The following is a 26879-nucleotide window of genomic DNA, read 5'->3' as shown; positions in this document are numbered from 1 at the left end:
GACTATATGGAAAATTAGTAGTATTTGTAATCAATAATTATGGATCACGGATAAATACCCTCTGGAACAGAGGCAGAGAAGAGTTACATACTTAGATTTTTAAGTGTGACAACAGTAGCTAAATCAGCTTTGTCAATCTGTAGATTCAGGTAGTGCCGACGTTACCAAAATCAAACAGGCAAAAAATGTCATACTACGCTACACTTCTTTATTTGTATGACTTACATCCCATTAAATGTTTTAGGATTAGAAGGCTAGAAATAATAAATGTTGCAGTTTTATTTTGATACTGAAAAAACCGGACACAAGCGTTTTGAATTACCGGGGGCAAAACCACACTATAACCCTGACCGACCTGGACAGGTAGAACATATTTTTCTGGATCTGAATTTGGATATCCCGAACCAAAGTTGCTACGGAAGTTGTAGTATTCGCCTATTGCCAGTGCGGAATGGGATTGATAGGTTGACTTTGGATGCTGTCAATTTGAAGATTGAGTCAGTACAGGTAAACGAAGTTACCCAAAAGTTTGAATATGATGGCGAACAGCTTTGTATTTACCTATCACAGCCTACAGAAATTGGTCATCGTTTGTTAATTGCGATCGCCTACGCCGCCGAAAAACCCCAACGGGGTATTTACTTTATCCAACCAGACAAACACTACCCCCACAAACCCACCCAAGTCTGGACACAAGGAGAAGACGAAGATTCTCGCTATTGGTTTCCTTGTTTCGACTACCCTGGACAGTTATCAACATCAGAAATTCGCGTCCGCATTCCTCAACCCTTAGTTGCTATCTCCAATGGTGAACTCATTGACACCGTAGAAGAGGCAAAATACACAACCTACCATTGGTCCCAACAACAAATTCATCCTACCTATTTGATGACATTGGCAGTAGGCGATTTTGCCGAAATTCGGGACGAGTGGCATGGTAAAGCTGTTACCTATTACGTCGAAAAGGGACGAGAAGCAGATGCTAAACGCAGCATGGGCAAAACTCCCCAAATGATCGAATTTTTGAGCGAAAAGTATGGTTATCCCTACGCTTTCCCCAAATATGCCCAGGTTTGTGTAGATGATTTTATTTTTGGAGGGATGGAAAACACATCCACGACTCTCCTCACTGACCGTTGTTTACTAGATGAACGGGCAATATTAGATAATCGCAATACCGAAAGTTTGGTTGTCCATGAACTCGCCCACCAATGGTTTGGAGATTTGGTGGTGATTAAACATTGGTCTCATGCTTGGATTAAGGAAGGGATGGCTTCCTATTCGGAGGTAATGTGGACCCAACGGGAATATGGCGACCAAGAAGCTGCATATTATCGGTTGTCGGAAGCGCGGAGTTATTTTAGTGAAGATAGCAGTCGTTACCGTAGACCAATGGTAACTCATGTTTATCGGGAAGCGATCGAACTTTACGATCGCCACATTTATGAAAAAGGATCTTGTGTTTATCACATGATTCGCGCAGAATTGGGCGATGAGTTATTTTGGCAAGCTGTGCAAACTTTTGTTCAAGATAACGCCCACCAAACTGTAGAAACGATAGACTTATTAAGAGCGATTGAAAAAGCCACAGGACGCAATTTAGCTTTCCTGTTTGATCAATATGTCTATCGTGGTGGTCATCCTGACTTTAAAGTAGCTTATGCCTGGGATGGTGACGCAAATTTAGCGAAGGTGACTGTCACCCAAACCCAAGCTGAAGCCGATAGTAAGGATTTATTTAATCTGAGAATTCCCATTGGTTTTGGATATAAAGAAAATCCCCAACTCACAACTTTTACAGTTCGAGTCCATGAAAAAGAACAAAGTTTTTACTTTCCCTTAACACAAAAGCCTGATTTTATTAGCTTTGATGTTGGTAATAATTATCTCAAAACTGTCACTTTAGAATACCCAATTTCCGAATTAAAAGCCCAGTTAGAATTTGATCCTCATCCTATTTCCCGCATTTATGCAGCGGCAGCTTTAGCGAAAAAAGGCGGATTAGAAGCGACTCTTGCCCTATCCTCAGCTTTGAAAAATGATCCTTTTTGGGGTGTACGGATCGAAGTTGCCAAAGAACTGGCAGAAATTCAGTTGGATCAAGCTTTTGATGGTTTAGTCGCTGGATTAAATGATCCTAGTCCCTTTGTGCGGCGGGCGGTAATTAGTTCTTTGTCACAAATTAAAACTCATAATAGCTACAAGGCTGTGAAAAGTTTTGTCCAACATGGCGATGCCAGCTACTATGTAGAAGCTGCGGCTTGTCAAACTATTGCGGCGATCGCAGCAGCGCATTTAGAAGATAAACCCCATGAAGACAAAGTAATCAAGTTACTCAAATCTGTGTTAGAAGAAAGGGCTGGTTGGAATGAAGTTGTCCGCAGTGGGGCGATCGCTGGTTTAGCTGAATTCAAGTCTTCAGAAACGGCTTTAAATTTACTACTGGAATACACAAAATCTGGAATACCGCAACCATTACGCCTGTCCGCAATTCGCGCAGTGGGCAAAATATCCACTGGTCAAACTCCTGCTAATATAGAACGGATTTTAGATCGGTTAGCGGAAATTGCCAGAGAGACTTTCTTTTTAACCCAGGTAGCCGTTTTAACAGCCTTGGGACAAATGGAAACTCCAAAAGCCATTGGTATTTTGCAATCTTTAGCCAATCAAACCGCAGATGGGCGAGTCCGTCGTTATGCTGAAGAAGAAGTTAGCAAGGTGCAAAAGAATATCGGCACAGACAAAACCCTGAAGCAGTTACGTGAGGAACTTGATCAAATCAAACAGCAAAATCAGGAATTGAAAAGCCGTTTGGAAAATCTGGAAGCCAAATCAAAGCAAGTATGATTTACGCGCTGTAGCTAGTGAGGTGAGGGTAAAGCAAAAGCTTATTGGTGTCAACTTAACGTAAAACATCTATCCCGCAAAGAACTCAACTTACCTCATTCCCAGTCTCTGACTGGGAATGAATTCTAGAAGGCTCTGCCTTCAATGATATTAGAGGCAGAGCCTCATCAACTGCATTCCTAGTCAGAGACTAGGAACGAGATGTGGTAGGGATTTGAGCTTAAGTTGACACCTATGAAGCTCTTGCTTTACCCCTACACAATAACCCAAGTATTAGGAAACAAATTGATAAAATTTTTAACTGTATACAGTCAATATTTGTTGGACTGTTAAGTAAATTGGCGTTAAAAATTGTCGTTATGCCAAGGGAACAGGGAACAGATTTAAAATCTCTATTTTATTGAAGTAAGGTAAGCTATTACAAATTAGTTAAGAATTGGTATAACTGCTTTTGTCGCTACTAGTAAAGATTGTGTAAAAGCAGCATATCCCTGTGGACAGCCAGTTTTGATTATTGCCAAATCAATCTGTTTACCTAAGTTCCAGCGAATTTGTAGCGATCGCTGATTGCTAGTATCTTCAGATAGATACATTGATTGGGAAATTGTATTCTCCAAAATATCTTTTGTATTGTCTAAATCCTCTAAATTTTCCAGAGGTGGCAATTCTACGCCTAAAATAGTTGAAACAGTTTGGGTATCAGCAAGTAACCAAGTCTCAAAATTTCTAATTGCTAAACCTCCAGCAGAGCGATCGCTAATAACTTCCTCGTTAATATCTAAATGATTATCACGAATTTTATTTAAAGCTCGTTCTAAATCAATTTGTCTTTGTTCTAATTTATCATCAGCATCAACCACAATGAGGATCATGTCTACATCCTCTAGTTTCCACAAAATAACAATTTGCGCTAGATATTTTGGATCTAAAATAGAGTGTCCCGTTCGTAAAGTAAGTTTTTGACTTTCTTTAATTGATGGATGTCTTTGGATAAAATCACAATCAGGAAATCCAGCATTTTCAAGTTCTCGTCTAATTAAAGTATGGAGTGCGCCTTCATTGTTTCTTTCAATAACTTTCCCCCCATCTTCTGGTTTAATGTAAGGAATACTTGCACCCAATTCTGCTTCCCCTTCAGCAATTAGCCCAATCCGAATCCGACGACTCATTCTGGATTTCCTCCAAACACATTTGTAAACCAAAGTTCACCTAATGCTCCATCATAAGCTTCTAAAGCTTTTTGAAATCGGACAGAATCTATAGGTAATTTATGAACTTGAGTTTTACCTTCTTTATCTAATTCAACAGCACGCACTTGATGGGGTTCAACGTAATTTAAAAGAACAGGAGAATGAGTTGTAATTAAAACCTGCACAGGTTTACCAGTTATTCCTTCGGTGGAAACAATTTTTAGCAACTCCATCATTTTATGCAGTAGCCAAGGATGAACTCCATTTTCTATTTCTTCAAAACAAATAATACTTGGAGTATTTTCTTGATACAGCGCAGTTAAAAAACCCAAAATTCTCAATGTTCCATCTGATATGTCAGATGCAGGGATATGGTGTTCTGAATATCTATCAACTAACTCGATTGAAAAAGTTTGATTCTCACCGCGAGGTAATGCAATACTTTTTATATGAGGAACAAGCTGGGTTAAACGATACTGTAATTCATCAAACCTGTCACGATTCGTCAGCAAAATATCGAGTAAAGTATTTGCAATTCCTTGTCCCGTTCTATCCATACTACCACTTGATGAGATTTTACTAGACAAGTAAGTTGGCGCAAAATCGTAAACATTAACTTTTCTTATAGCTTTAAAAAGAGAAGAATTTGAATATTGATTAGAAACCAGAAATTCTCTTAGTGGATTAGCAGTTTTACATATAAAATCTATACTTTTTTCAAGATTTTCTACTTTAATTTTTCGATCAGGATAATCGAGATGAACTGATATATCTAAATTTTCTTGATATTTGTCATAAGCAGTGGTTTTTGTTGTTGTCAGATAAGTGAGAGCAAAGGAAAGATAATCTTGCTTTCCATGCCAGAATTTGGATTCGATACTTTGCTGATTTCTACTTAAACTTTTTAAAGAATCAGAAAATAGGGTTATTATCTGCTTATTATTTTTAGTATCTATCAGCTTTCGCAGAAAATCAGATAATACAGCTAGTGCTTCACAAATATTCGATTTTCCAGAACCATTAGGACCGATGAATACAGTCAATGGCTCTAAATCAATTTCTGTATCAAAAAGGCTTTTATAGTGTTGAACTCTTAGTTTAGATAACATCTGTTTGCAAGTAAATTGGCTCTTGAGTTGTTTTTATGGTGACTAAGGATTGATTATAACAATAATAGCACCAAGTGATATACTTTAGTTAAACGTTCAAAAATGGGAAATTGGGCAAAAACGACCTACAGGTGCGGCTCTTAAATTACTACATTTAGTCCGTAAAAACGGTTTGGACAGTTTAATTTATTAATCTAATCTGATTGCCAAATAAGTAAGAAAGTGCAGTTTCCAAGCTGCCAGAATAATCTTTATTTAATCAGCAAGAAACATAATAATGGTACAATCAGCCCTAAAACTAATTACAGTTAATGAATTTATTACTCAGTATGGCGACAGCGATCGCTATGAACTTATTGGTGGGGAATTAATCGAGATCGAACCAACAGGACTCCATGAACAGGTATCATCTTTAATTGGGCGAAAACTGAATGTAGAAATTGATCATCAAGACTTACCATACTTTATCCCCCATCGCTGTTTGATCAAACTATTGGGAACAAACACAGCCTTTCGTCCCGATGTGATCGTATTAGACCAAACACAACTAATCAATGAACCATTATGGCAACAAGAGCCTGTAATTACATCAGGAAAGTCAATTAAACTAATTGCTGAAGTCGTCAGCACAAACTGGCAAAATGATTATGCTCGCAAACTTGAAGATTACGCCCTATTAGCTGTTCCTGAATATTGGATTGTAGATTATTTAGGCATTGGTGGTAGAGAATATATCGGCAAAATCAAACAGCCAACAATTACAATTTGTACATTAGTAGAAGACGAATATCAAAAGCGATTATTTCAAAACAATGATTCCTACTTTCCCAACTTACAATTAACAGCAAAACAAGTCTTTACATCCGGGAGTGTTGTTGCTATGTAATTTCTGGCGTTGCTGAATTAGGATATGAATTTTAGTCTCACGCAAAGGCGCAAAGACGCAAAGACGCACTGAGGTTTGAGTTTTAAAGGTTAAATTTGGGAATTTCATACCTCAATTCAGCAACGCCTAATTTCTTTTGTAATACTAATTTTATCTGAGACTGCACAGAAAAATAATCATCCATATTTATCTGTGTTTATCTGCGTTGATCTGCGTTCCATAATTCTTAAAATATCATTATTAAAAAATAGGTGACAGAAAGCCAGAATCACAATCAGTCACCCATTCGCCGATATTACCTACTTCTGCTTTGCTCCAGCTTTTGCAGATTTAGCGGCTTTTTTAGCGGCTTTTGCGGCTTCTGCTGCTGCCAATTCCGCCAGTTCTTTTTCTTCAGCTTTCTTATCGAGATAGTAGTGATAATCTCCTAAGTAAACATGAAAATCACCATCACGAATTTCGACAATTTTGTTAGCTACTTGGGAGATAAAATAACGGTCGTGGGAAACTACAAGGACAGTACCATCATAGTTTTGCAAAGCCTCTTCCATCATTTCCTTTGCCGGAATATCTAAGTGATTAGTAGGCTCATCCAGGATGATTAAATTGGCTGGACGTAATAGCATTTTTGCCAATGCTAATCGAGCCTTTTCACCTCCACTCAATGCCGCAACTTTCTTAAATACGGTATCACCAGTAAATAAGAATCTGCCTAACAATGTGCGGACTTCTTCGTTTGTCCAGTTGGGAACTTCGTCATGGATAGTTTGCATGACGGTTTTATTTAAATCCAAGGCTTCCGCTTGGTTTTGTTCAAAGTAACCAGGAATCACGTTGTGATCACCTAATTTCACAATCCCTTCTGTGGGTGGTTCAACACCCATCATAATTTTTAACAGTGTGGACTTACCTGCACCGTTGGGACCAAGGAAGGCAATTCTGTCTCCTCTTTCCACCAGCAGATTTGCGGATAAAAACAGAATTTTATCCCCATAAATATGGGTTAAGTCCTTAATTTCTACTACTTCTCTACCGCTACGAGTGGCATCAGGAAAACGGAAATGTAGGGTTCTCATTCCTCCTGTCGGTGCTTCAATGCGTTCAATTTTATCAAGTAGTTTTTCTCTACTTTTCGCTTGGGTACTGCGAGTAGCACTGGCACGGAATTTTTCTACAAATGCCTGTTGTTTTTCTAATTCTTTTTGTTGACGTTCGTAAGCGTTGAGTTGTGCGTACTGATTTTCGGCTTTTTGTTGCAGGTAGGATGAGTAATTACCCAGGTAAGAACTAGAAACTCCTCTTTCAGTTTCAACGATTTGGTTACACAGACGATCTAAAAATTCCCGGTCATGGGAAACTATGACCATTGGGGTAATTAAACCTCTGAGGTAATTTTCTAACCATTCAATGGTTTCTAAATCTAGGTGGTTTGTCGGTTCGTCCAGTAGTAATAAGTCAGGTTTTTGCAGGAGGATTTTTCCTAAACTCATCCGCATTTGCCAACCACCGGAGAAGGCACTAACTAGGCGATCGCTATCTTCTAGTTGAAATCCCATCTCTGGTAATATCTTACCAATCCGTGAGTCTAAGTTATATCCATCCAAAGCTTCAAACTGACGCTGTAACCGATCTAACTCATGAATTAGCTCATCTAACTCTTCTGGATTAGCTGTTTCCATCTCATGAGGGATATGAGCTAAAGCCTTCTGCACTTCATTAGCTTCTTTAAATACAGTCCAAAATTCTTCTCTAACTGTACGAGTGGGGTCAACCTCAAATTCTTGGTTAAGATAAGCTATATGTAGACTGGCGGGACGAATAATTTCTCCAGCGGTGGGTTCAATCTCCCCAGAGATGATTTTCAATTGGGTGGATTTTCCCGCACCGTTAACACCAACTAAACCAATACGATCTCCTGGTTTGACTTCCCAGTTGACATCTTTAAGAACTTCGCCTGTAGGATAAATTTTACTGATATGTTCTAATCGCAGCATGAAGCGTCTCGTGGGTAGGGGACAGGGGGCAAAGCTAACGCCGTCTCTAATCTTAACAAAATTTAACGCCATATTTACAATTTTTTGGCTATAAACCTAAATTCTTTCCTCGATTCAGGAGGTAGGGGCGCAGGGCCTGCGCCCTTTGTCAGAAGAAGACAGAATAAGAAAGACAGGATTTGCCGGCAAGTATTTTAGGTTACACCTGAGACATTTTTTCTAATTTTTAATCAGAGGATTGTTTAAGAATTTATGGTTTATTGTCAGCTTTTATGCGGAAATAATTTATTAATCAAAGGTTCTGACCACTTGATTCTCTTGATTTAGGTTTTATACTTGCTAATTCTCAAGTTTATTGACAGTTTAACAACAAATTAATACTGATTTTCTGAGATAATCAAGATAGCAAGGTAACAATAATTAACATCTTGAATTAATAAAAATAGTTGAGAATATATCTAATTATGTTGACAATTTGAACTATAGCAGTATGCACTGGGATGAGAGCCAGAATATACAATAAAAGCCATACACTAAGAGACTTTTAACTACTGACTCCTGCTATCTTGTCAAAAATTATCATAGTGAACTCAAATTATCGTCAATGAGGAAAATATGCACACGGTTATTCTCGTTTTGGTTGAAGTATTAATTGTGATTGGACTTTCTCGACTTGTGGGACTGGGATTCAAAGCAATTAAACAACCATTGGTAATCGGCGAGATTTTCGCTGGTATCATGCTTGGTCCATCATTATTTGGTTTAATTGCTCCTGGTTTAGCTCATAGCCTGTTTCCACCAGAAACCATGCCTTATTTGAATGTTTTATCGCAAATAGGGCTAATATTTTTCATGTTTCTGATTGGGTTGGAATTAAATCCCAAATATCTGAGTGGTAACTTAAAAACTGCCATTCTCATTTCCAATCTCAGCATTATTGTTCCCTTTGCTTCGGCTTTTGTATTATCTTTTGTCCTTTATCCCTTAGTTTCTAGTAATCATGTCAATTTTGTCCCCTTTGCCTTGTTTTTAGGGGCGGCAATGTCAATTACTGCCTTTCCGGTGTTGGCGAGAATTATCACCGAAAATAACTTACAGGGAACTCGTTTGGGGACATTAGCCTTAACTTGTGCGGCAGTAGATGATGTGACAGCTTGGTGTATTTTAGCAGTAGCGATCGCTGTCGCTCGTCACGGTAGCATTGACGGGCAAGCTATTCTCACCATTATTGAAAGTATTGCTTATATTGGCTTCATGTTCACAATTGGGCGATGGTTTCTCCAACGTCTGAGTAAACATCATCGTCGGGCTGGGCGGTTGAGTCAATTCGTTCTAGCTGTAATTTATATGGGAGTTGTCTCCTCTGCTTTAATTACTGAATTTATCGGTATTCACCTAATTTTTGGGGCATTTTTATTAGGCGCAGTCATGCCTAAAGATGAAGAATTAGTCAGAGAATTAGCGATCAAAACTGAAGATTTTGTTCTCATATTTTTGTTACCAATCTTCTTTGCCTACAGTGGTTTAAAAACCCAAATTGGTTTACTTAACAGTCCTCATTTATGGCTATTGTCAGCCTTGATTTTATTAGTGGCCATTGGCGGTAAATATATTGGTGCTTATGTAGCGGCTCGAATTAGTGGTATTGACAAACGGGAAGCATCAGCCCTGGGTTGGTTGATGAATACTCGCGGTTTAACTGAATTAATTGTCTTGAATATTGGTTTAGAGTTAGGCGTGATTACCCCCTTACTTTTCACCATGTTAGTAATTATGGCTTTGGTGACAACATTCATGACTTCACCATTACTGGAATTTACCTATCCGAAACGCCTGATCAGATTAGATGTTGTTGAACCAGAACCAGAAATACCAGCAGAAACCGTACCAGTTCCCAGCGAAATTTATATTGCCCAATATCGGATTTTAGTCCCAGTGGCTAATCCTGCTACCCAAAAAGGTTTGTTACAGTTAGCAACGGCGATCGCTGTCAACAACCGACAACCTGCTGTGGTTTATCCCCTCAGCTTCATTGAACTCGAAGAAGACTATGGTTTTGAAAGTACCCCAACGGAAGCCGACAGACTTATTGCCGAACGTCGCCAAAAACTAGAAGAATTAATTGCTACCCTAGAACCACCAGAAACACGCTCCTATATCCATCCTATAGTTCGCATATCTAGCAATGTTGCCAGAGAAACAGCACAGATAGCCAAAATTGAACAACCAGATTTAGTTCTCGTCGGTTGGCATCGTCCAGCTTTTAGCAACAATCGGTTAGGGGGAAGAGTTGGACAAATTCTCAGTACCACACCGGTAGATGTCGCCGTATTTGTAGATAAGGGAGGCAACGCTATTGAAAGTTTATTAGTTCCCTACTCCGCCAACATCCACGACGATTTAGCATTAATTATCGCCCTGAGAATGCTGATTAATCGGGATACTTCTATTTTACAAGTTTTACAAGTCTTTAAAGGCACTCACATCCAAGAAGAATTAAGTTATGAACTCAACGCCATGATTGAGCGATTACCAAAGAGTGTGCGCGATCGCATTGAAATCAAAAGCGTTACATCCCCAGAACCAATCCAAGCCGTAATTGCTGCCTCAGAAAATGTTGATTTGACCATTGTTGGTACTAGCCGTCTGTGGGGAATTGAACGCCAAACCCTGGGAAGATACACAGATCAACTCGCCATCCAATGTCGTTCTTCATTACTCATTACCCGTCGTTACAGTCAAGTTACCTCACACCTTACCGCCCTCCTACCAGCAGTTAATACCCAAGAAATCACTCATAATTCCTAATTTTTCTCATGGTTGAGCTTAGGTGCTTTTAATTTGCATTCATGGATAAGTTACGGAACAAATAAATTATCCATATCTTTTTAACGCACCTTTGCAAAAAAAAATAAACTCTATGCGATTTTGACCGCACGAGTCGCTTATTTTGATTCACCAATGCCGCGTTTAGTAGCAATGATAGATTATTCCCTATAGTAAATTCGTATAAAACCAATGGCTTATTTCAATATATTTTTGATACTTTGCAGCAAGGCTTTACTCAAGCGTGGTAGTATAACCACCAAGGGTGTGTAATCTTGGTGACTTCACAAGAATATCAATATTTTACGGCAATACACTTTTCCTAATCAATAGCAAACCGTTAGTTAACTGTGGTAAGTAATTGAACAAAAATATTTACAGTCATTGCGAGCGAAGGGAAGCAATCACAACCCTTGGAATTGCTTCATTTCACTTCGTTCCATATGGCTAACGCCACGCAACGCTTACGCAATGACATTGTATAATTAATTCTGTCTTACTACTTAATTTAACCTGTTGTTTTAGTTCAAACCTCGAAAAACATCATTTATTTTATGAACTTTTTAATTAATTCCGCGCTAACCTTAGCTTCTAATCAACTTAAATATTTTTCTCGTTTAAATAACTTCTGGCAGGTTTTTGATACTGCTTTTGGTACACAATACAACCGCAGCGTTGCGGAAATTCTGCGGTTACAGTGGGAAACTGGGGATTTTAGTCAACTTCCCCAAATAGAAGTTCTCGATAGTAGTATTCTTGGCGGTGCTAATGGCGCTTATGCTAGTAGCAAGAATAAGATTTATTTATCAAATACCTTTGTTGCTAGTGCTTCTTTAGCAGCTATTAGTGGGGTTTTGTTAGAGGAAATTGGGCATTTTGTAGATTCTAAAATTAACCAGACGGATAGCGCTGGAGATGAAGGGGCGATTTTTGCAGCTTTGGTACAGGGTCAAAATCTGGATGTGGAGACTTTGAGAGTATTAAAGGCAGAGGATGATCATAGTACAATTACTTTGAATAATCGGCAAATTGATATTGAACAGGCAAATACCACCCTTTCCTTTCCTGGTGTTTTCGGTGGTTCTGTAACTTGGGCAGACTACAACGGTGATGGTAAACAGGACTTCCTGTTAAGGGGTTTCACAGGTTCAGGCTACATCTCCAAACTGTACAAAAACACAGGCAATGGGTTTACGGAAGATACCACAGTTTCCCTTCCTGGTGTTTCCGGTGGTTCCGTAACTTGGGCAGACTACAACGGTGATGGTAAACAGGACTTCCTGTTAACGGGTATCACAGGTTTCGGAGGCTTCATCTCCAAACTGTACAAAAACACAGGCAATGGGTTTACGGAAGATACCACAGTTTCCCTTCCTGGTGTTTACAATGGTTCTGTAGCTTGGGCAGACTACAACGGTGATGGTAAACAGGACTTCCTGTTAACGGGTTACACAAGTTCCGGAGGCTACATCTCCAAACTGTACAAAAACACAGGCAATGGGTTTACGGAAGATACCACAGTTTCCCTTCCTGGTGTTCAGTATGGTTCTGTAACTTGGGCAGACTACAACGGTGATGGTAAACAGGACTTACTGTTAACGGGTTCCACCAGTTCAGGCTACATCTCCAAACTGTACAAAAATACAGGCAATGGGTTTACGGAAGATACCACAGTTTCCCTTCCTGGTGTTGACAATGGTTCCGTAGCTTGGGCAGACTACAATGGTGATGGTAAACAGGACTTACTGTTAACGGGTTCCACAGGTTCAGGTTCAATCTCCAAACTGTACAAAAACATAGGCAATGGGTTTACGGAAGATACCACAGTTTCCCTTCCTGGTGTTGACAATGGTTCTGTAGCTTGGGCAGACTATAATGGTGATGGTAAACAGGACTTACTGTTAACGGGTTCCACAGGTTCAGGTTCAATCTCCAAACTGTACAAAAACATAGGCAATGGGTTTACGGAAGATACCACAGTTTCCCTTCCTGGTGTTGACAATGGTTCTGTAGCTTGGGCAGACTATAACGCTGATGGTAAACAGGACTTCCTGTTGACTGGCACTACTTATATTTCCAAACTGTACAAAAACACAGGCAATGGGTTTACGGAAGATACCACAGTTTCCCTTCCTGGTGTTTCCTATGTTTCTGTAGCTTGGGCAGACTACAACGGTGATGGTAAACAGGACTTACTGTTAAGGGGTTCAGGCAGGATCTCCCAACTGTACAAAAACACAGGCAATGGGTTTACGGAAGATACCACAGTTTCCCTTCCTGGTGTTTCCGATGGTTCCGTAACTTGGGCAGACTACAACGGTGATGGTAAACAGGACTTACTGTTAACGGGTACCAGTTCCGGAGGCTACATCTCCAAACTGTACAAAAACACAGGCAATGGGTTTACGGAAGATACCACAGTTTCCCTTCCTGGTGTTTCCGATGGTTCCGTAGCTTGGGCAGACTACAACGGTGATGGTAAACAGGACTTCCTGTTAACGGGTTCGACCAGTTCAGGCTACATCTCCAAACTGTACAAAAACACAGGCAATGGGTTTACGGAAGATACCACAGTTTCCCTTCCTGGTGTTCAGAATGGTTCTGTAGCTTGGGCAGACTACAACGGTGATGGTAAACAGGACTTACTGTTAACGGGTGTCACAAGTTCAGGCTACATCTCCAAACTGTACAAAAACACAGGCAATGGGTTTACGGAAGATACCACAGTTTCCCTTCCTGGTGTTTACGGTGGTTCTGTAACTTGGGCAGACTACAACGGTGATGGTAAACAGGACTTCCTGTTAACGGGTTCCACCAGTTCCGGAGGCTACATCTCCAAACTGTACAAAAACACAGGCAATGGGTTTACGGAAGATACCACAGTTTCCCTTCCTGGTGTTTCCGTTGGTTCTGTAGCTTGGGCAGACTACAACGGTGATGGTAAACAGGACTTCCTGTTAACGGGTTCGACCAGTTCAGGCTACATCTCCAAACTGTACAAAAACACAGGCAATGGGTTTACGGAAGATACCACAGTTTCCCTTCCTGATGTTTACGGTGGTTCTGTAGCTTGGGCAGACTACAACGGTGATGGTAAACAGGAATTCCTGTTGACTGGCGCTACTTATATTTCCAAACTGTACAAAAACACAGGCAACGGGTTTGAAGAAGATATAAATGCCAATAAGTCTGATACCAACCAAGCACCCACCAACATTAGCTTAAATAACAGCACAGTTGCCGAAAACCAACCCATTAATACAAAAATTGGTAATTTCACCACCATAGACCCAAATACTGGTGACACCTTCACTTATAGCCTAGTATCAGGAACAGGTAATACAGATAATGATTCATTTATTATCGTTGGTAATAATGAGTTACAAACCAAAGCCGTATTTGACTACGAAACCAAAAATAGTTACAGCATTAGAGTCAAAACCACAGACCAGGGTGGGTTATCCTTTGAGAAACAATTAACTATTGGTGTAACTGACATTAACGAAACTGTTGCCAATCTAAGCATTTCCCCTAGTAATGTAACTCAAACGGAAGGAAATTTAGGCAATAAACCCTTTACCTTCACCGTCACCCGCACAGGTGACACCACAGGGACAAATAGTGTTAACTGGAGCGTAAATTCTCCTGCTAGTTTTGATGACTTTGCTAACACCACAGGTACTATTACCTTTGCACCTGGAGAAATATCAAAAGACATTATAGTTAATGTCAAGGGTGATCTTACTCAGGAAAACAATGAAACCTTTACCGTTAATCTCTTGAGTTTTAATAACAATGCAACAATTACCACAGCTACCGCAACGGGAACTATTACTAATGATGATTTAGCTTTAGCTACAATCCAACTGCCTTTCCCAATTAAACTAATTACAAAGCTTTCCCCATTACTTGTTGGTAATTTGCAGATAGTAGGTAACTATGCTTATGTAGCGACTGGATCTGATGGACTAGAAATTATAGACATCAGTGATCCGACTAATCCTATAATCAAGGGCAGATGGAATTATAATATTACTTCTGGTCTCGTAACTTCTGGCTCTGTGTATAGTGTACAGGTAATAGGCAACTATGCTTATGCAGCTAGTAGTAGAGGATTAGAAATAATAGATATCAGCAATCCCACTGCTCCTACCCTCAAAGGCAATTATAATGATTCTGTCTGGAATGTGTCTGGCTTTGGTAGACGTGTGCAGGTATTAAACGACTATGCTTATGTCGCTGATGTATCAGGACTACAAATCATAGATATCAGCAATCCATCTAATCCTACCCTCAAGGGTAATTATGATACTGGCTCTGCTAATGATGTACAAGTAATCGGCAACAATGCTTATGTCGCTGATGTATCAGGACTACAAATCATAGATATCAGCAATCCATCTAATCCTACCCTCAAGGGCAATTATAATATCACTGATTTCACTTATGATGTGCAGGTATTAAACGACTATGCTTATATAGCTACTGGTGATTCAGGACTACGAATCATAGATATCAGCAACCCCTCTAATCCTAGCCTTCAAGCCAGTTATGTTACTAAGAGAGAGGCTTACAATGTAGGATTAGTAGGCAATTATGCTTATGTATCTGGTGATAGGGGATTAGAAATAATAGATATCAGCAACCCCTCTAGTCCCACCCTCAAGGGTTATTACAATTCAGGCAATATGCAAGTAGTAGGCAACTACGCTTACGTAGCTGGTACTTTTGGACTACAAATCATAGATATCACAGATATCACCAAAGCCATACCCAAGGGAAATTATGATACTGGAAACTATGCACAAAGTGTTCAGGTCGTAGATAATTATGCTTATGTATCCGCGTCTGATGCAGGACTGCAAATCATAGATATCACTGATCCGACCAAACCCATACTCAAAGGAAATTATGATACCCCAGGTTATGCCCATAATGTACAATTATTAGGCAACTATGCTTATGTAGCTGATGGACTTTCAGGACTACAAATCATAGATATCAGCAATGCCACTACCCCCACACTCAAGGGTAATTATGATACTCTAGGTTATGCCCATGATGTACAATTATTAGGCAATTATGCTTATGTAGCCGATGGACTTTCAGGACTACAAATTATAGACATCAGTGATCCATCTGTTCCTAGCCTCAAAGAAAATTATAATACTCCGGGTGACGCTAATGATGTGCAAGTAGTAGGCAATTATGCTTATGTAGCTGATGGACTTTCAGGACTACAAATTATAGACATCAGTGATCCGACCAAACCCATACTCAAAGGCAATTATAAAAGCACTTATCAAACGTATGCTGATAATGTGCGGGTAGTAGGCAAATATGCTTATTTGCTTTACGATTACTCAGGAACAGAAATTATAGATATCAGTGATCCAAGCAAACCAACACTCAAAAGCAAAGATGACCTTAGTTATGGTAGTTATGGTTATGACGTACAAGTAATAGGCAATTACGCTTATGTAGTTGATGATCGAGAAATAAAGGTTATTGATGTGGGTGACTTTACTGATACTAACCAAGCGCCCACCAACATCACTTTAAATAACAGCACAATTGCCGAAAATCAACCCATTAATACAAAAATTGGTAATTTCACCACCACAGATCCAAATACAGCAAACGCCTTCACCTATAGCCTAGTATCAGGAACAGGTGATACAGATAATGATTCATTTATTATCGTTGGTAATAATGAGTTACAAACCAAAGCCGTATTTGACTATGAAACCAAAAACAGTTACAGCGTTAGAGTCAAAACCACAGACCAGGGTGGGTTATCCTTTGAGAAACAATTAACTATTGGTATAACTGACGTTAACGAAACTCCCACCAACCAAGCGCCCACCAACATCAGCTTAAATAACAGCACAATCGCCGAAAATCAAGCTATTAATACAGTAGTTGGTAATTTCACCACTACAGACCCAGATGCAGGAAACACTTTCACCTATACCTTGGTAAGCGGTACGGGAGACACGGATAATAATGTCTTCACCATTACCAATAATGAACTCAAAACCAACTCTGGATTTGACTATGAAACCAAAAACAGTTATAGCGTTAGAGTCAAAACCATTGACCAAGGTGGGTTATCCTTTGAGAAACAATTAACTATTGGTGTAACTGACGTTAATGAAACTGTTGCCAATCTAAGTATTTCTCCTAGTAATGTAACTCAAACAGAGGGAAATTCAGGTACAAAAGCCTTTACCTTCACTGTCACCCGCAGTGAAGATACCAGTGGTAGCAGCAGTGCTAATTGGGCAGTAACAGGGTCTGGTACTGACCAAGCAGATGTTACGGATTTTGGTGGAACCCTACCAACTGGTACGGTGGGTTTTGCAGCAGGTGAAACCACTAAAACTATCATAGTAGATGTGTTAGGAGACACCACTGTTGAGCCGGATGAAGGGTTTACAGTTACCCTTTCCAACCCCACCAATGCTACCATTACCACTGCAACTGCTGTAGGAACTATTACCAATGACGATCGCACCCTCACCCCCATTACTGATTATGCACCCAACGTGAATATATCCACGGGTTTGATTTTCAGTACCAATGGCGGAGGAAATCTGTCTTTAGACACAAATAGACTATCCGCGTCTAATGAAGTTACCAGTGTCCAAAATGGAACAAAGTCCAATTTCAACCACTTATTTGGAATATATGAGGTTGTGGATGCTGAAGGAGGAATTAATACTGAGAAAGGGGTATTAAAACCGGGAGATAGCGATTATGCGCTTTACGCTCTCACCGCTGCTAGAGTCAAGGACTTTATAGTGCAAGCAGGTAGTAGCGATACTCCCAGCACCGCTACACAATTAGGGTCTGGTGTGTCACTTCAAGGTAATAAGTTTTATGCTCCTTTTGTTATTGCTAACTGTGGAACTTACTTCCCCAATTTACAACAGGGAGTAGAAGATTTCGTCGCTGCTGAAAACGGAGACGTAAACCGGTTTGCCAATGCACCTCAATATGTCCGAGACCTTGTTGCTACGGAAGCAGGTAATGAGTTCAATAATGCACCTAGATTCCTACAGGAACCTGTAGCCTATTTTAGCTTTGGGTCAGCTAATCCCGATAAATCTCCCCACCTCCGTTCCTATGGTAATGGGGTCTATGGATTTGAGGATTTACCCGCTACCGCTACCCAATATTCCAACAATGATTTCAATGATGCGGTTTTTGCTCTTTCTTAAACTTGAGGTTGTTGGTTTCTCAACTTCTCCATCCCCGGATGGGGCAGGGCTGTTTCATTCGTTAAGGAGGATGGATTTGTCAATATCATTAGCGATAATTTTTGGGACGAAATTGATGGGATATAAACATATTGACCCAAAAATTTAAACTTTTTACCATAAAAATTAGAGCGATCGCTAAAATGAAACCTTGACATTATGCACCTTTCAGGGAATGAAACAGCCCTGCCGGATGGGGAAGTTCAAACTCTGTGGATGTGTTAGTATATTTGGCTCTTCGGTACTTGTTATGCTAAACCGAGAAATTGAGAGAAGGGAACAGGGAACTCTTAACTGGGAACAGGGGAAAAATTTTAATTTTCTAGTTTTTTAATAAGACTAATAATCATTCTGCTTTCTTCTTTTAATAAATTAAGAATCATTTCTACATCTTTTTCTGAACATAATCCTACTCGGTGAGTTGAAGAAGGAGTCACCGAGTCAGTAGCCAGGAGTCAGAATCAATCAGTCGAGGATTCAACCCACATTCAGCAGGTGTTTTTTGAATTTTCGGAATTATCCATAACTCAATGATAACAAGGCTTTCAGACAATGACACGCAATTCTATATTAGAGCGATCGCAAGCTCAAATCGAGCTTATTGAGAATACTGTCAATAAATTAGTTGGTTTGAGATTAAATTCATTGAATACCGACCTAGATAGCAAAAAGCATGAAATAGTTATTATGATTGGGTTTTAGCTGTTTTATGAAATTCTTTTTTTCACAAAATAACCTGCTGGGAAAAATATTTTGGGTATATTTACTCATGCCGAATATGGGATTGAAATCAAAACTGTCACATCCCCAGAACCAATCCAAGCCGTAATTGCTGCCTCGGAAAATGTTGATTTGACCATTGTTGGTACTAGCCGTCTGTGGGGAATAGAACGCCAAACCCTGGGAAGATACACAGATCAACTCGCCATCCAATGTCGTTCTTCATTACTCATTACCCGTCGTTACAGTCAAGTTACCTCACACCTTACCGCCCTCCTCCCAGCAGTTAACACCCAAGAAATCACTGATAATTCCTAACTTTTCTCATCGTCGAACTTAAGTGTTTTTAATTTGCATTCGTGGTATAAATGTAAAAATCGGGGTTGTAAACATTCTGTACTTGGTTCGGGTTTAAGCTCAACTAAACGGTGTCCATCAATCAATATACACAAAACAATACGGACTTAACCAACCTTTATAAGTATACAAGTAAGTTAAGGCCATGCTTTCAGTTTATGCTCCCTGGATTCCTGTTTACAAAAACAGGGAACCTTGGGTTTTTAGCTTTGCTGCAAACATTTTGGAGGAATATATCTTGAATATCAAAGATGATTTTACCATGCCGCCAAGTATTTATGTTCGTGGTATCTACTGGAGTTTATGGCTAAACCTGTCAATTTTATTACTGAACGGAGTCATGTCAGTTGATTCTGCATCCGCAGCAGACGAGATCATAACTGACAATCAAGCATTAGACAAAAGTACATTAAATACAAATGAAACTGCAAAAGCGACCTATTTACCCGACAGCAACCAGGTAATCGCAGTCGCTGAATTAAAGCAGAAGGTTATTTCTGGAAAACAGATTGAATCCATTGTCCACCAAAAACAACCACAAATAACCTCCCAGACAAACTCTTCGGAGATAGATGATGCATCAATTGATACGGATAAAATTCGTCGAGATTTACTGATAGATCCCATTTATAGGCTAACTCCCAAAAAGCCATCCTATAGGCCTGGACTTAATTTTGCTGGTCCAAGTGCCTTCGGAGCCAACATCGGTGATGGGTTTGTAGCAGGATCAGGGGCTTTCGGCGGCAAGAGAGATACAGGTCTAGATGGTAGTATCACCACAGGTTTTGGTTTAGGAGATGCCAGGAAACTAGCTGGAGTTGAGCTTGGCTGGACTATTGGTAGTATCAACAACTTTAACGCCAATGGAACTTTTGATATCAAAGTCCACCGCATTGTCTACAACCAAGCAACCAATCAAGTTGGTGTAGCTGCTGGTTGGAACACCTTTGCCCAATACGGAGATGAACCCATTAGACCTTCTAGTGCCTATGGGGTGGCAACAGCTTATTCCTTATTAAAGCCTAAAGATCCCGTTAATCAAATGCCCATCTCCTTCTCCCTGGGGGCTGGAGGCGGTGACTTTAGGCAAGGTAATTCCAGTACTGGAATATTTACAGGAGTGGGTGTACAAGTTCATCCCCAAGTTGGTCTAGGTCTAGGTTGGAGTGGAGTTGGTTTAAATATTGGAGCATCCTACGTTCCTTTCCCCACTGTACCACTGACAATTACAGCCCAGGGGGCAGATATCACAAATAATAGTCAGGGTGGTACGGTATTTGTTCTGGGCGTAGGTTATGGCTTCAATTTCTTACCCAAATAGGGCTTACCGAAAAAATTGTTGGTGAGGATATGAAGCCACGGGCAACGGTTTCAGCTATCTAATGGACTGATGCTGACAGACTGCGCTGGGTAGTCATAGATCCTCAGTTCCCCATATCTAAATAGGGAAAAATGTACCTATTTGGGATCTTTGTGTAGATTCCATTTGGCATCTTTGCCAGAGTTATTGCCCAGTATGGACGAGAGAGAATCCGTCAAGATCACCATAACTCTTGTTAGCTAAGTCTTACAAAATAGATACCAAATGGATTCTATACCAGAACCTGACATTTTCTAAGTATCAAAAACCCTGAAGTCCTCATTTGTGAGCAGTTCTAATTTTATTTGGCAGACCCCAAATAAGCACTTCAACTTTAATGTTTGGTAGGAAATCATCATGTTAAAAACCAGAAGTCTCATTTTTGCTCTGAGCCTCAGTCCGTTAATATTGTTTACTTTCCAGATGGCAAACCAAGCTCAAGTTTCTGGTCCGAGTAAGGGTAATGCTGGAGGTATTAGTGGAGGGGTTAATCCATTACCTCCATTTACGCCTAATCCATCACCTAATCCATCACCCCAATTTACGCCTAATCCATCACCTAATCCATCACCCCAATTTACGCCTAATCCATTACCTAATCCATCACCCCAATTTACGCCTCCATCACCTGAACCTGCTTCCAATCCATCGCCTGAACCCGCTTCCAATCTAAGTCCTAAAGGTGTTAGTGAAAGAGTTAATCCTAATCAGCAAATCCAACAAGTTAACATCAATTTCAATCCAGTCAGTACATCACCTAACGTCACTGTCACAACAGGAGCAGATGGAGTTGTAACCATGACAATTACACCTGCGGCTCAACAGTCCATGAATCAAGCATTTACTGATTTACTCACCGAACTTGCAAGCCCTGGTGGTAACACAAAGATTGGTGACTTGATGGGTGCTGGCTCAGATGTACAACCTGCAATTACTGAACTGACTGAGTCCATGAATAGCACAGGGGTTTCTCCAGAATTAACGAAGGGACTTTTAGAATCCCTGGCTAGTCTTTTAAGCCCTCTTAACAGTTATATCAAACCAACTTATCACACAGCCCAGTTAACGGAAAGTGACTTATTAACTAATACCAAAGCCCTTAAAGCTAGTTTCACCATAGCTCAGGTGAATGCAGCAGCATCTGTGGACATCAATAAACTCAGCGTTGCTATTAATGTGTACAATACTATTGTCAATCAAAGTAGTCCGAAGGTTCTCCTAGGACTCTCACAAAATAAAGACTTCGTAGAAATCGGTAGAGTTCTTAAAAAATTAAGAGCAGCTATCGGTTAACTTTTAGCCCCATTTAACTCAGGACTTACACAACTGGCACATTGGTAGGCTGCGTCAGATATCAACAATCTGCTTATTTACAGGATTTATACAGTCTGACGCACCCTAAAACAGATTCTTAGTGTGACACTTGCGTAAGTCCTATTATTACCAACCTCATCTACAAACAGATCCCTCATCCTGTAAATCCTGAAATCCTGGAAATCCTGATTCAGACAATTAATCACCGTCAAATTAGCAACCTCATCTGCAAACAGATCCCTCATCCTGTAAATCCTGAAATCCTGGAAATCCTGATTCAGACAATTAATCACCGTCAAATTAGCAACCTCATCTACAAACAGATCCCTCATCCTGTAAATCCTGAAATCCTGGAAATCCTGATTCAGACAATTAATCACCGTCAAATTAGCAACCTCATCTACAAACAGATCCCTCATCCTGTAAATCCTGAAATCCTGGAAATCCTGATTCAGACAATTAATCACCGTCAAATTACCAACCTCATCTACAAACAGATCCCTCATCCTGTAAATCCTGAAATCCCGGAAATCCTGATTCAGAAAATTAATCACCGTCAAATTAGCAACCTCATCTACAAACAGATCCCTCATCCTGTAAATCCTGAAATCCTGTAAATCCTGATTCAGACAATTAATCACCATCAAATTAGCAACCTCATCTGCAAACAGATCCCTCATCCTGTAAATCCTGAAATCCTGTAAATCCTGATTCAGAAAATTAATCACCATCAAATTAGCAACCTCATCTGCAAACAGATCCCTCATCCTGTAAATCCTGAAATCCTGTAAATCCTGATTCAGACAATTAATCACCATCAAATTAGCAACCTCATCTACAAACAGATCCCTCATCCTGTAAATCCTGAAATCCTGGAAATCCTGATTCAGACAATTAATCACCATCAAATTAGCAACCTCATCTGCAAACAGATCCCTCATCCTGTAAATCCTGAAATCCTGGAAATCCTGATTCAGACAATTAATCACCATCAAATTAGCAACCTCATCTGCAAACAGATCCCTCATCCTGTAAATCCTGAAATCCTGTAAATCCTTAAAATCCTGATATGGCTTGCGCCACGCTACGCTATCAGACAATTTAATTACCGTCACGTCAATTTTTCTAATCTTGCGTAGTCTATGCTAAATATCCCAACCCCAAACAACCAAATTATGAAAACTAGAACTAATCAAATTCTTCTATCTATCAGGGTAAGCTTATTTGGCTTGACTGCTTTCACTCCTAGCATCAGTATTGCCCAACCAATCGCACAACTTAACAACTGGGAATTTCACCCCAAGTCCCAGCAATTAAAAATTAGTCTCTCCGCAACTGCAACACCCCAATATTTCCAACTAATGCAACCACCACGTCTAGTTCTCGACTTACCTAATACCAAATTGGGTAAAGTCCTCACTCAAAAAGAATATTCAGGAGCAATTCAGAGAATTCGTATCTCTCAACTTAACGCCAATATTACCCGCATAGTCCTTGATCTTGCACCAGGAACTCAATTACAAACCAATCAAATACAACTTCAAGCTCTTTCTCGACAAAAACCCACGCGCTGGGTCTTAAATCCTCATATTACCTTTTCTCCTGCTAACAGTCTCTTAACCACACCCTCCACTAGCCTACCACCATCCACAAATCTCACCACTAACTCCCAACAACCCTTAATCACCGTCCCACCCCTAAATTCTCAAAACCCCTCACCCATCGTCAATTCCCCCCTTCCTTCCGCAATGTTGCCCACACCTGTAGAAAACAAAAACAGTTCCCCAAATAACCCTAAAGAAATTCCCATTATTGAATTTGGTCAACCTTTACCCAGCCAAAAATTTTAGATTTAGGGACTTCCAAGAAATAAATTATCCTGATTAACGAACCACGGAGGCGCAGAGGACACAGAGGAATAAGGGTTTGAGAGATTTTTGCGTTAGGTGGTTTATCGGTTGTCAAGAGATTGCTTCCTTTCACTCGCAATGACAACTCATGCAGCACAGGTTTATTAGAGACTTCCAATCAAAAAAATATCCCAAAATTTCTTGTGGTGCGGGACGAATTGCCCGCTAATCATCAAGGACGGGCAAGGATGCCCATCCCACAAAATTGGGTAATTTATTTTTTGGTGTTCTCTTACAGATTTATCTACTGGTTTCTCAACCCAAAAATTTGTAACAATAGAAATCAGCAGGTTATTTTCCTCAGTTCCAATATTTTTTGGTAGTTTTTAGACATGAGTAATACCAGTAATTTTCGTGAAGCTTTCCGTGAGGCGAGAACTCATGGAATCGTTGGACCTAATGTCATCGCTAACGCCCTCCCCTATGTCGGTGGTGGATTGGTGCTGACAGCATTGGGAACTTATGGTGGTTTAGGCATTATCCGCACTAACCCCGGACTCTTTTTTCCTACCTTAATTGGGGCGGTAATTCTCGAATTAATTTTGTTCTTCGTTGCCCAAAATGTCGCATCCAAAGGTAACAAAGCCCTAGCGTTACCCCTATTGGGTATTTACAGTCTATTATCTGGATACACCCTGAGTGGCTTGGTATTTGTGGCTTTGAGAACCCAAGGGGTAGGTATTCAAGGTATTGGTATTGCTGCTCTGAGTTGTGGAATTACCTTCATTGCTGCCCGAAAAATCGGTTCTAACCTTTCGGAAGCAGATGGGATGGCGTTAACAAAAACCATTAGTTTGGGCATTGTTGCCTTATTAGTGGTTTGTCTTCTCCAATTTGTTTTTGCCTTGTTTGGTGTTTACACACCCAGTTGGTTAGAAATCGGCATCTCTGGTTTGGGTGTATTTCTCTTCGCTGGAGCATCAGTAGTTGATTTCTACATCTTGCCTCGCACTTATCGCAATGATGAATATTTGCCAGCGGCTTTGTCAATGTACCTTACCTACATCAACTTATTCGTCTTTATCTTACGCTTGCTTATTGCTATCAATGGTCGTGATTAAGTATATTTAGGCAGAGAAAACTCAAACTTGTCAGGAAAGAGGAAAAGGGAAAAGGGAAAGAAAAATCTTTAACCTTCTTCCTCCTGACTCGGTGACTCCTGACTCGGTGACTATATTTAAAATCTTTCCGTATCTTGAGGACTTCCCACAGCCCCCGGTTGAGATAAAAAGAAATTTTGAGCCGATTCATTTTGATAAATACATCTAATATCTGGCTTTTCACTATTTAAGTCCCCTGTAAACCCAAAGGTATTGAGACGATTCTTACATTCTCTTACCTGGTCTGATGTTACAAGTTTTTTATTTTCTAAAATAGCCCAGTTATTTTGACGAATAACACATCCAGGACGGATATTTGGCTGGGCAACAAAGACATTAAAGGGATTAAGAGTTACAAAGAGTCTGGCATCCATCACCATTGCACTAGATCCATACTGCACACAAATCTCAGGATTTGGCGCTCTAGTATCAATGAACTCACGGGAAGCCACATTTGATGAACTCAATGTAGTTGTCGAACTAAACGCAATCCCAATCCCAATTCCCAAAATCAGCACCGCTCCAAAAATGGCAATGGTGACGAAGTTAAACACCGGGGATTGGAACATAGAGGGTTTAGACGGATTAGTTGGTCTATTATTAGCAGATTTACGTCTCATTTTCGCTTTATTACCTTCGTCCCAAGAGTGGTTTTTTAATTTCTCCCTTATTCAGTATGCCGATCCTTGAGAATAATTATCCCCTATTTTCAATTTTAAGGAAAATTTAAAATAAAAAAAAGCCCGCATTAGCGGACTTCCTAGCTTTAAAAAATTTACCGATTACTTGACATTCTGACTCTTAGAAGTGTAGTAAACCTTACTACCTGTATCGGGAACAAAATGACAACCAATAGCAGAATTCCACAAAGACTTCCAAACTGGTTCTTTTGATTCGTGGAAATACTCACCCATAATTGGTTTAATTGCCTCAGTCGCTTTCAACAAGTTGTAATGAGGCATATTCAAGAAAATGTGGTGAGCAACATGAGTACCGATATCATGATGAATGTGGTTAAAAATCCCATAATCTCGGTCAACACTAGAAATTGCCCCTTTCAGGAAAGTCCATTCTTCCCCACGATACCAAGGAATTCCGGGTTCAGTGTGGTGTAAGAAAGTCACCAAATCTAACCAAATGATAAAGACAATATAAGGGCCAGCGTAGTATTTTAACAACCACATCCAACCATATTGATAAGTGAATAAACCTAACACAGCCACCATACTAATCCAAAGGGTGGTGCTGGTGATAATGTCCCATTTTTCTGAAGGCTTAAACAGCGGGCTGCTGGGTGAAAAGTGAGAACCTTCTTTACCAGGAGAACGCTTGAATAAATAAACTGGATAAGCCAATAAGAACAGATAAAAACGCCCTATTCTCTGCGCTAAAGGCATCTCATCATACTCTGATTCAGAGACAGGATACCAGCTTTCATCATTCTCTAAACTGCCTGTATTTTTGTGGTGAGTTCTATGGCTAATTCTCCAACCATGATAAGGAACAAGAATGAAAGTATGGGTAATATGACCAACTAGATCATTTAACCACTTATACTTAGAAAAAGATTGGTGTCCGCAGTCATGACCAACTACAAACAAAGCCCAAAACATCGTTCCTTGCATTACCCAAAAAATTGGCCAGAAATACCAAGAATCTAGGTAATTGGCAACTGCATACAGCAGTCCCACAATCATAACATCACGAAAGAAATAATAAAGCGATTTAGTCACACTAGGCTGAAAACATTCAGCGGGAATAGCAGCTTTTAAATCCTGAAGAGTAAAAGGTAACTTTTCTTTACCTTCACCAGGTTGGGAACTAGGGTCTTGATTAAACTGGATTGTATCTAATTGCACTGGATTGGTTGATTGTAAATTATCAATTAACTGTGAGGTAATATTTAGTTACCACTGGAATTTAAACAGAGAAATATTGGCAATTTTACTCAACATTCGTGGTTAATTGCCAAACTAAAGGAACTGGTGATGAAAGTACAAGTAA

15 protein-coding genes and 1 pseudogene are annotated in these 26879 nt (G+C 39.9%); 10 read left to right on the top strand and 6 right to left on the bottom strand.

Annotation, left to right across the window (positions count from 1 at the left end):
- Positions 1-267 precede the first annotated feature (267 nt).
- Positions 268-2847 (top strand): M1 family metallopeptidase, encoded by a 2580-nt coding sequence (locus NG743_RS22165; protein ID WP_193962240.1) that lies wholly within the window; start codon positions 268-270, stop codon positions 2845-2847.
- 425 nt (positions 2848-3272) lie between these two features.
- On the opposite strand, the gene NG743_RS22160 is transcribed toward NG743_RS22165, so the two are convergent.
- Positions 3273-4016 (bottom strand): hypothetical protein, encoded by a 744-nt coding sequence (locus tag NG743_RS22160; RefSeq protein WP_193962239.1) that lies wholly within the window; start codon positions 4014-4016, stop codon positions 3273-3275.
- Positions 4013-5146, bottom strand: coding sequence for an AAA family ATPase (locus NG743_RS22155; protein ID WP_257120907.1), 1134 nt, complete (start codon positions 5144-5146; stop codon positions 4013-4015). Before NG743_RS22155 ends, NG743_RS22160 begins: the two co-directional genes overlap by 4 nt.
- Before the next feature lie 277 nt (positions 5147-5423).
- Between NG743_RS22155 and NG743_RS22150 the strand changes: the two genes are divergently transcribed.
- The gene (locus tag NG743_RS22150; RefSeq protein ID WP_257120906.1) at positions 5424-6032 is read left to right on the top strand and encodes a Uma2 family endonuclease; all 609 of its coding nucleotides are present in this window, start codon (positions 5424-5426) and stop codon (positions 6030-6032) included.
- A 299-nt stretch (positions 6033-6331) separates the two neighbouring features.
- Here the strand turns inward: NG743_RS22150 and NG743_RS22145 are convergent, their stop codons facing one another.
- Positions 6332-8026, bottom strand: coding sequence for an ABC-F family ATP-binding cassette domain-containing protein (locus tag NG743_RS22145; protein WP_027401786.1), 1695 nt, complete (start codon positions 8024-8026; stop codon positions 6332-6334).
- Between the two features lie 615 nt (positions 8027-8641).
- Here NG743_RS22145 and NG743_RS22140 point away from each other — a divergent pair.
- The 6 genes and pseudogenes from NG743_RS22140 (at position 8642) to NG743_RS22115 (ending at position 21844) form a co-directional block, all read left to right on the top strand.
- Positions 8642-10834: a cation:proton antiporter gene (locus NG743_RS22140; RefSeq protein WP_257120905.1), complete on the top strand. Its 2193-nt coding sequence runs from the start codon at positions 8642-8644 to the stop codon at positions 10832-10834.
- A 572-nt stretch (positions 10835-11406) separates the two neighbouring features.
- The gene (locus NG743_RS22135) at positions 11407-18075 is read left to right on the top strand and encodes an FG-GAP-like repeat-containing protein (protein ID WP_257120904.1); all 6669 of its coding nucleotides are present in this window, start codon (positions 11407-11409) and stop codon (positions 18073-18075) included.
- A 591-nt stretch (positions 18076-18666) separates the two neighbouring features.
- Positions 18667-18816 carry a hypothetical protein gene (locus NG743_RS22130; protein WP_160289994.1) on the top strand — a complete coding sequence of 50 codons (150 nt, stop codon included), beginning with the start codon at positions 18667-18669 and terminating at the stop codon, positions 18814-18816.
- Positions 18817-18897: 81 nt separating this feature from the next.
- A pseudogene (locus tag NG743_RS22125) lies at positions 18898-19152 on the top strand (adenine nucleotide alpha hydrolase family protein); the annotation flags it as partial.
- Between the two features lie 277 nt (positions 19153-19429).
- Positions 19430-20512, top strand: coding sequence for a hypothetical protein (locus NG743_RS22120; RefSeq protein WP_257120903.1), 1083 nt, complete (start codon positions 19430-19432; stop codon positions 20510-20512).
- Between the two features lie 396 nt (positions 20513-20908).
- Positions 20909-21844, top strand: coding sequence for a hypothetical protein (locus NG743_RS22115; protein WP_257120902.1), 936 nt, complete (start codon positions 20909-20911; stop codon positions 21842-21844).
- 86 nt (positions 21845-21930) lie between these two features.
- On the opposite strand, the gene NG743_RS22110 is transcribed toward NG743_RS22115, so the two are convergent.
- On the bottom strand, positions 21931-22893 hold the full coding sequence (locus NG743_RS22110; RefSeq protein ID WP_257120901.1) for a hypothetical protein: 963 nt from the start codon (positions 22891-22893) through the stop codon (positions 21931-21933).
- A gap of 147 nt (positions 22894-23040) precedes the next feature.
- Here NG743_RS22110 and NG743_RS22105 point away from each other — a divergent pair, with 147 nt between their 5' ends.
- A complete protein-coding gene (locus NG743_RS22105) occupies positions 23041-23715 on the top strand; it encodes an AMIN domain-containing protein (protein ID WP_257120900.1) in 675 nt (224 codons plus the stop codon).
- A gap of 392 nt (positions 23716-24107) precedes the next feature.
- Positions 24108-24836, top strand: a complete 729-nt coding sequence (locus NG743_RS22100) for a Bax inhibitor-1/YccA family protein (protein ID WP_027401791.1) — start codon at positions 24108-24110, stop codon at positions 24834-24836.
- Between the two features lie 116 nt (positions 24837-24952).
- On the opposite strand, the gene NG743_RS22095 is transcribed toward NG743_RS22100, so the two are convergent.
- Both NG743_RS22095 and NG743_RS22090 read right to left on the bottom strand, forming a co-directional pair.
- Entirely contained in the window at positions 24953-25495 is a 543-nt protein-coding gene (locus NG743_RS22095) for a DUF3172 domain-containing protein (RefSeq protein WP_027401792.1), read from the bottom strand.
- Positions 25496-25657: 162 nt separating this feature from the next.
- A complete protein-coding gene (locus NG743_RS22090) occupies positions 25658-26734 on the bottom strand; it encodes a fatty acid desaturase (RefSeq protein ID WP_371316451.1) in 1077 nt (358 codons plus the stop codon).
- Positions 26735-26879: the final 145 nt, after the last annotated feature.

The sequence above is a fragment of the Dolichospermum heterosporum TAC447 genome, from assembly GCF_024584745.1.
Lineage (GTDB): Bacteria > Cyanobacteriota > Cyanobacteriia > Cyanobacteriales > Nostocaceae > Dolichospermum > Dolichospermum heterosporum.
The sequence above is the reverse complement of the archived record's forward strand: the minus strand, read 5'-3'. Positions and strand labels throughout refer to the sequence as shown.

What these genes read in the sequence shown, in the direction of transcription:
- NG743_RS22145 (WP_027401786.1), bottom strand. Translation starts at nt 8,026, where the DNA reads ATGCTGCGATTAGAACATATCAGTAAAATTTATCCTACAGGCGAAGTT.
- NG743_RS22150 (WP_257120906.1), top strand. Translation starts at nt 5,424, where the DNA reads ATGGTACAATCAGCCCTAAAACTAATTACAGTTAATGAATTTATTACT.
- NG743_RS22095 (WP_027401792.1), bottom strand. Translation starts at nt 25,495, where the DNA reads ATGAGACGTAAATCTGCTAATAATAGACCAACTAATCCGTCTAAACCC.
- NG743_RS22140 (WP_257120905.1), top strand. Translation starts at nt 8,642, where the DNA reads ATGCACACGGTTATTCTCGTTTTGGTTGAAGTATTAATTGTGATTGGA.
- NG743_RS22110 (WP_257120901.1), bottom strand. Translation starts at nt 22,893, where the DNA reads ATGAGGGATCTGTTTGCAGATGAGGTTGCTAATTTGATGGTGATTAAT.
- NG743_RS22115 (WP_257120902.1), top strand. Translation starts at nt 20,909, where the DNA reads ATGTTAAAAACCAGAAGTCTCATTTTTGCTCTGAGCCTCAGTCCGTTA.
- NG743_RS22135 (WP_257120904.1), top strand. Translation starts at nt 11,407, where the DNA reads ATGAACTTTTTAATTAATTCCGCGCTAACCTTAGCTTCTAATCAACTT.
- NG743_RS22155 (WP_257120907.1), bottom strand. Translation starts at nt 5,146, where the DNA reads ATGTTATCTAAACTAAGAGTTCAACACTATAAAAGCCTTTTTGATACA.
- NG743_RS22100 (WP_027401791.1), top strand. Translation starts at nt 24,108, where the DNA reads ATGAGTAATACCAGTAATTTTCGTGAAGCTTTCCGTGAGGCGAGAACT.
- NG743_RS22130 (WP_160289994.1), top strand. Translation starts at nt 18,667, where the DNA reads ATGACACGCAATTCTATATTAGAGCGATCGCAAGCTCAAATCGAGCTT.
- NG743_RS22160 (WP_193962239.1), bottom strand. Translation starts at nt 4,016, where the DNA reads ATGAGTCGTCGGATTCGGATTGGGCTAATTGCTGAAGGGGAAGCAGAA.
- NG743_RS22165 (WP_193962240.1), top strand. Translation starts at nt 268, where the DNA reads ATGTTGCAGTTTTATTTTGATACTGAAAAAACCGGACACAAGCGTTTT.
- NG743_RS22105 (WP_257120900.1), top strand. Translation starts at nt 23,041, where the DNA reads ATGAAAACTAGAACTAATCAAATTCTTCTATCTATCAGGGTAAGCTTA.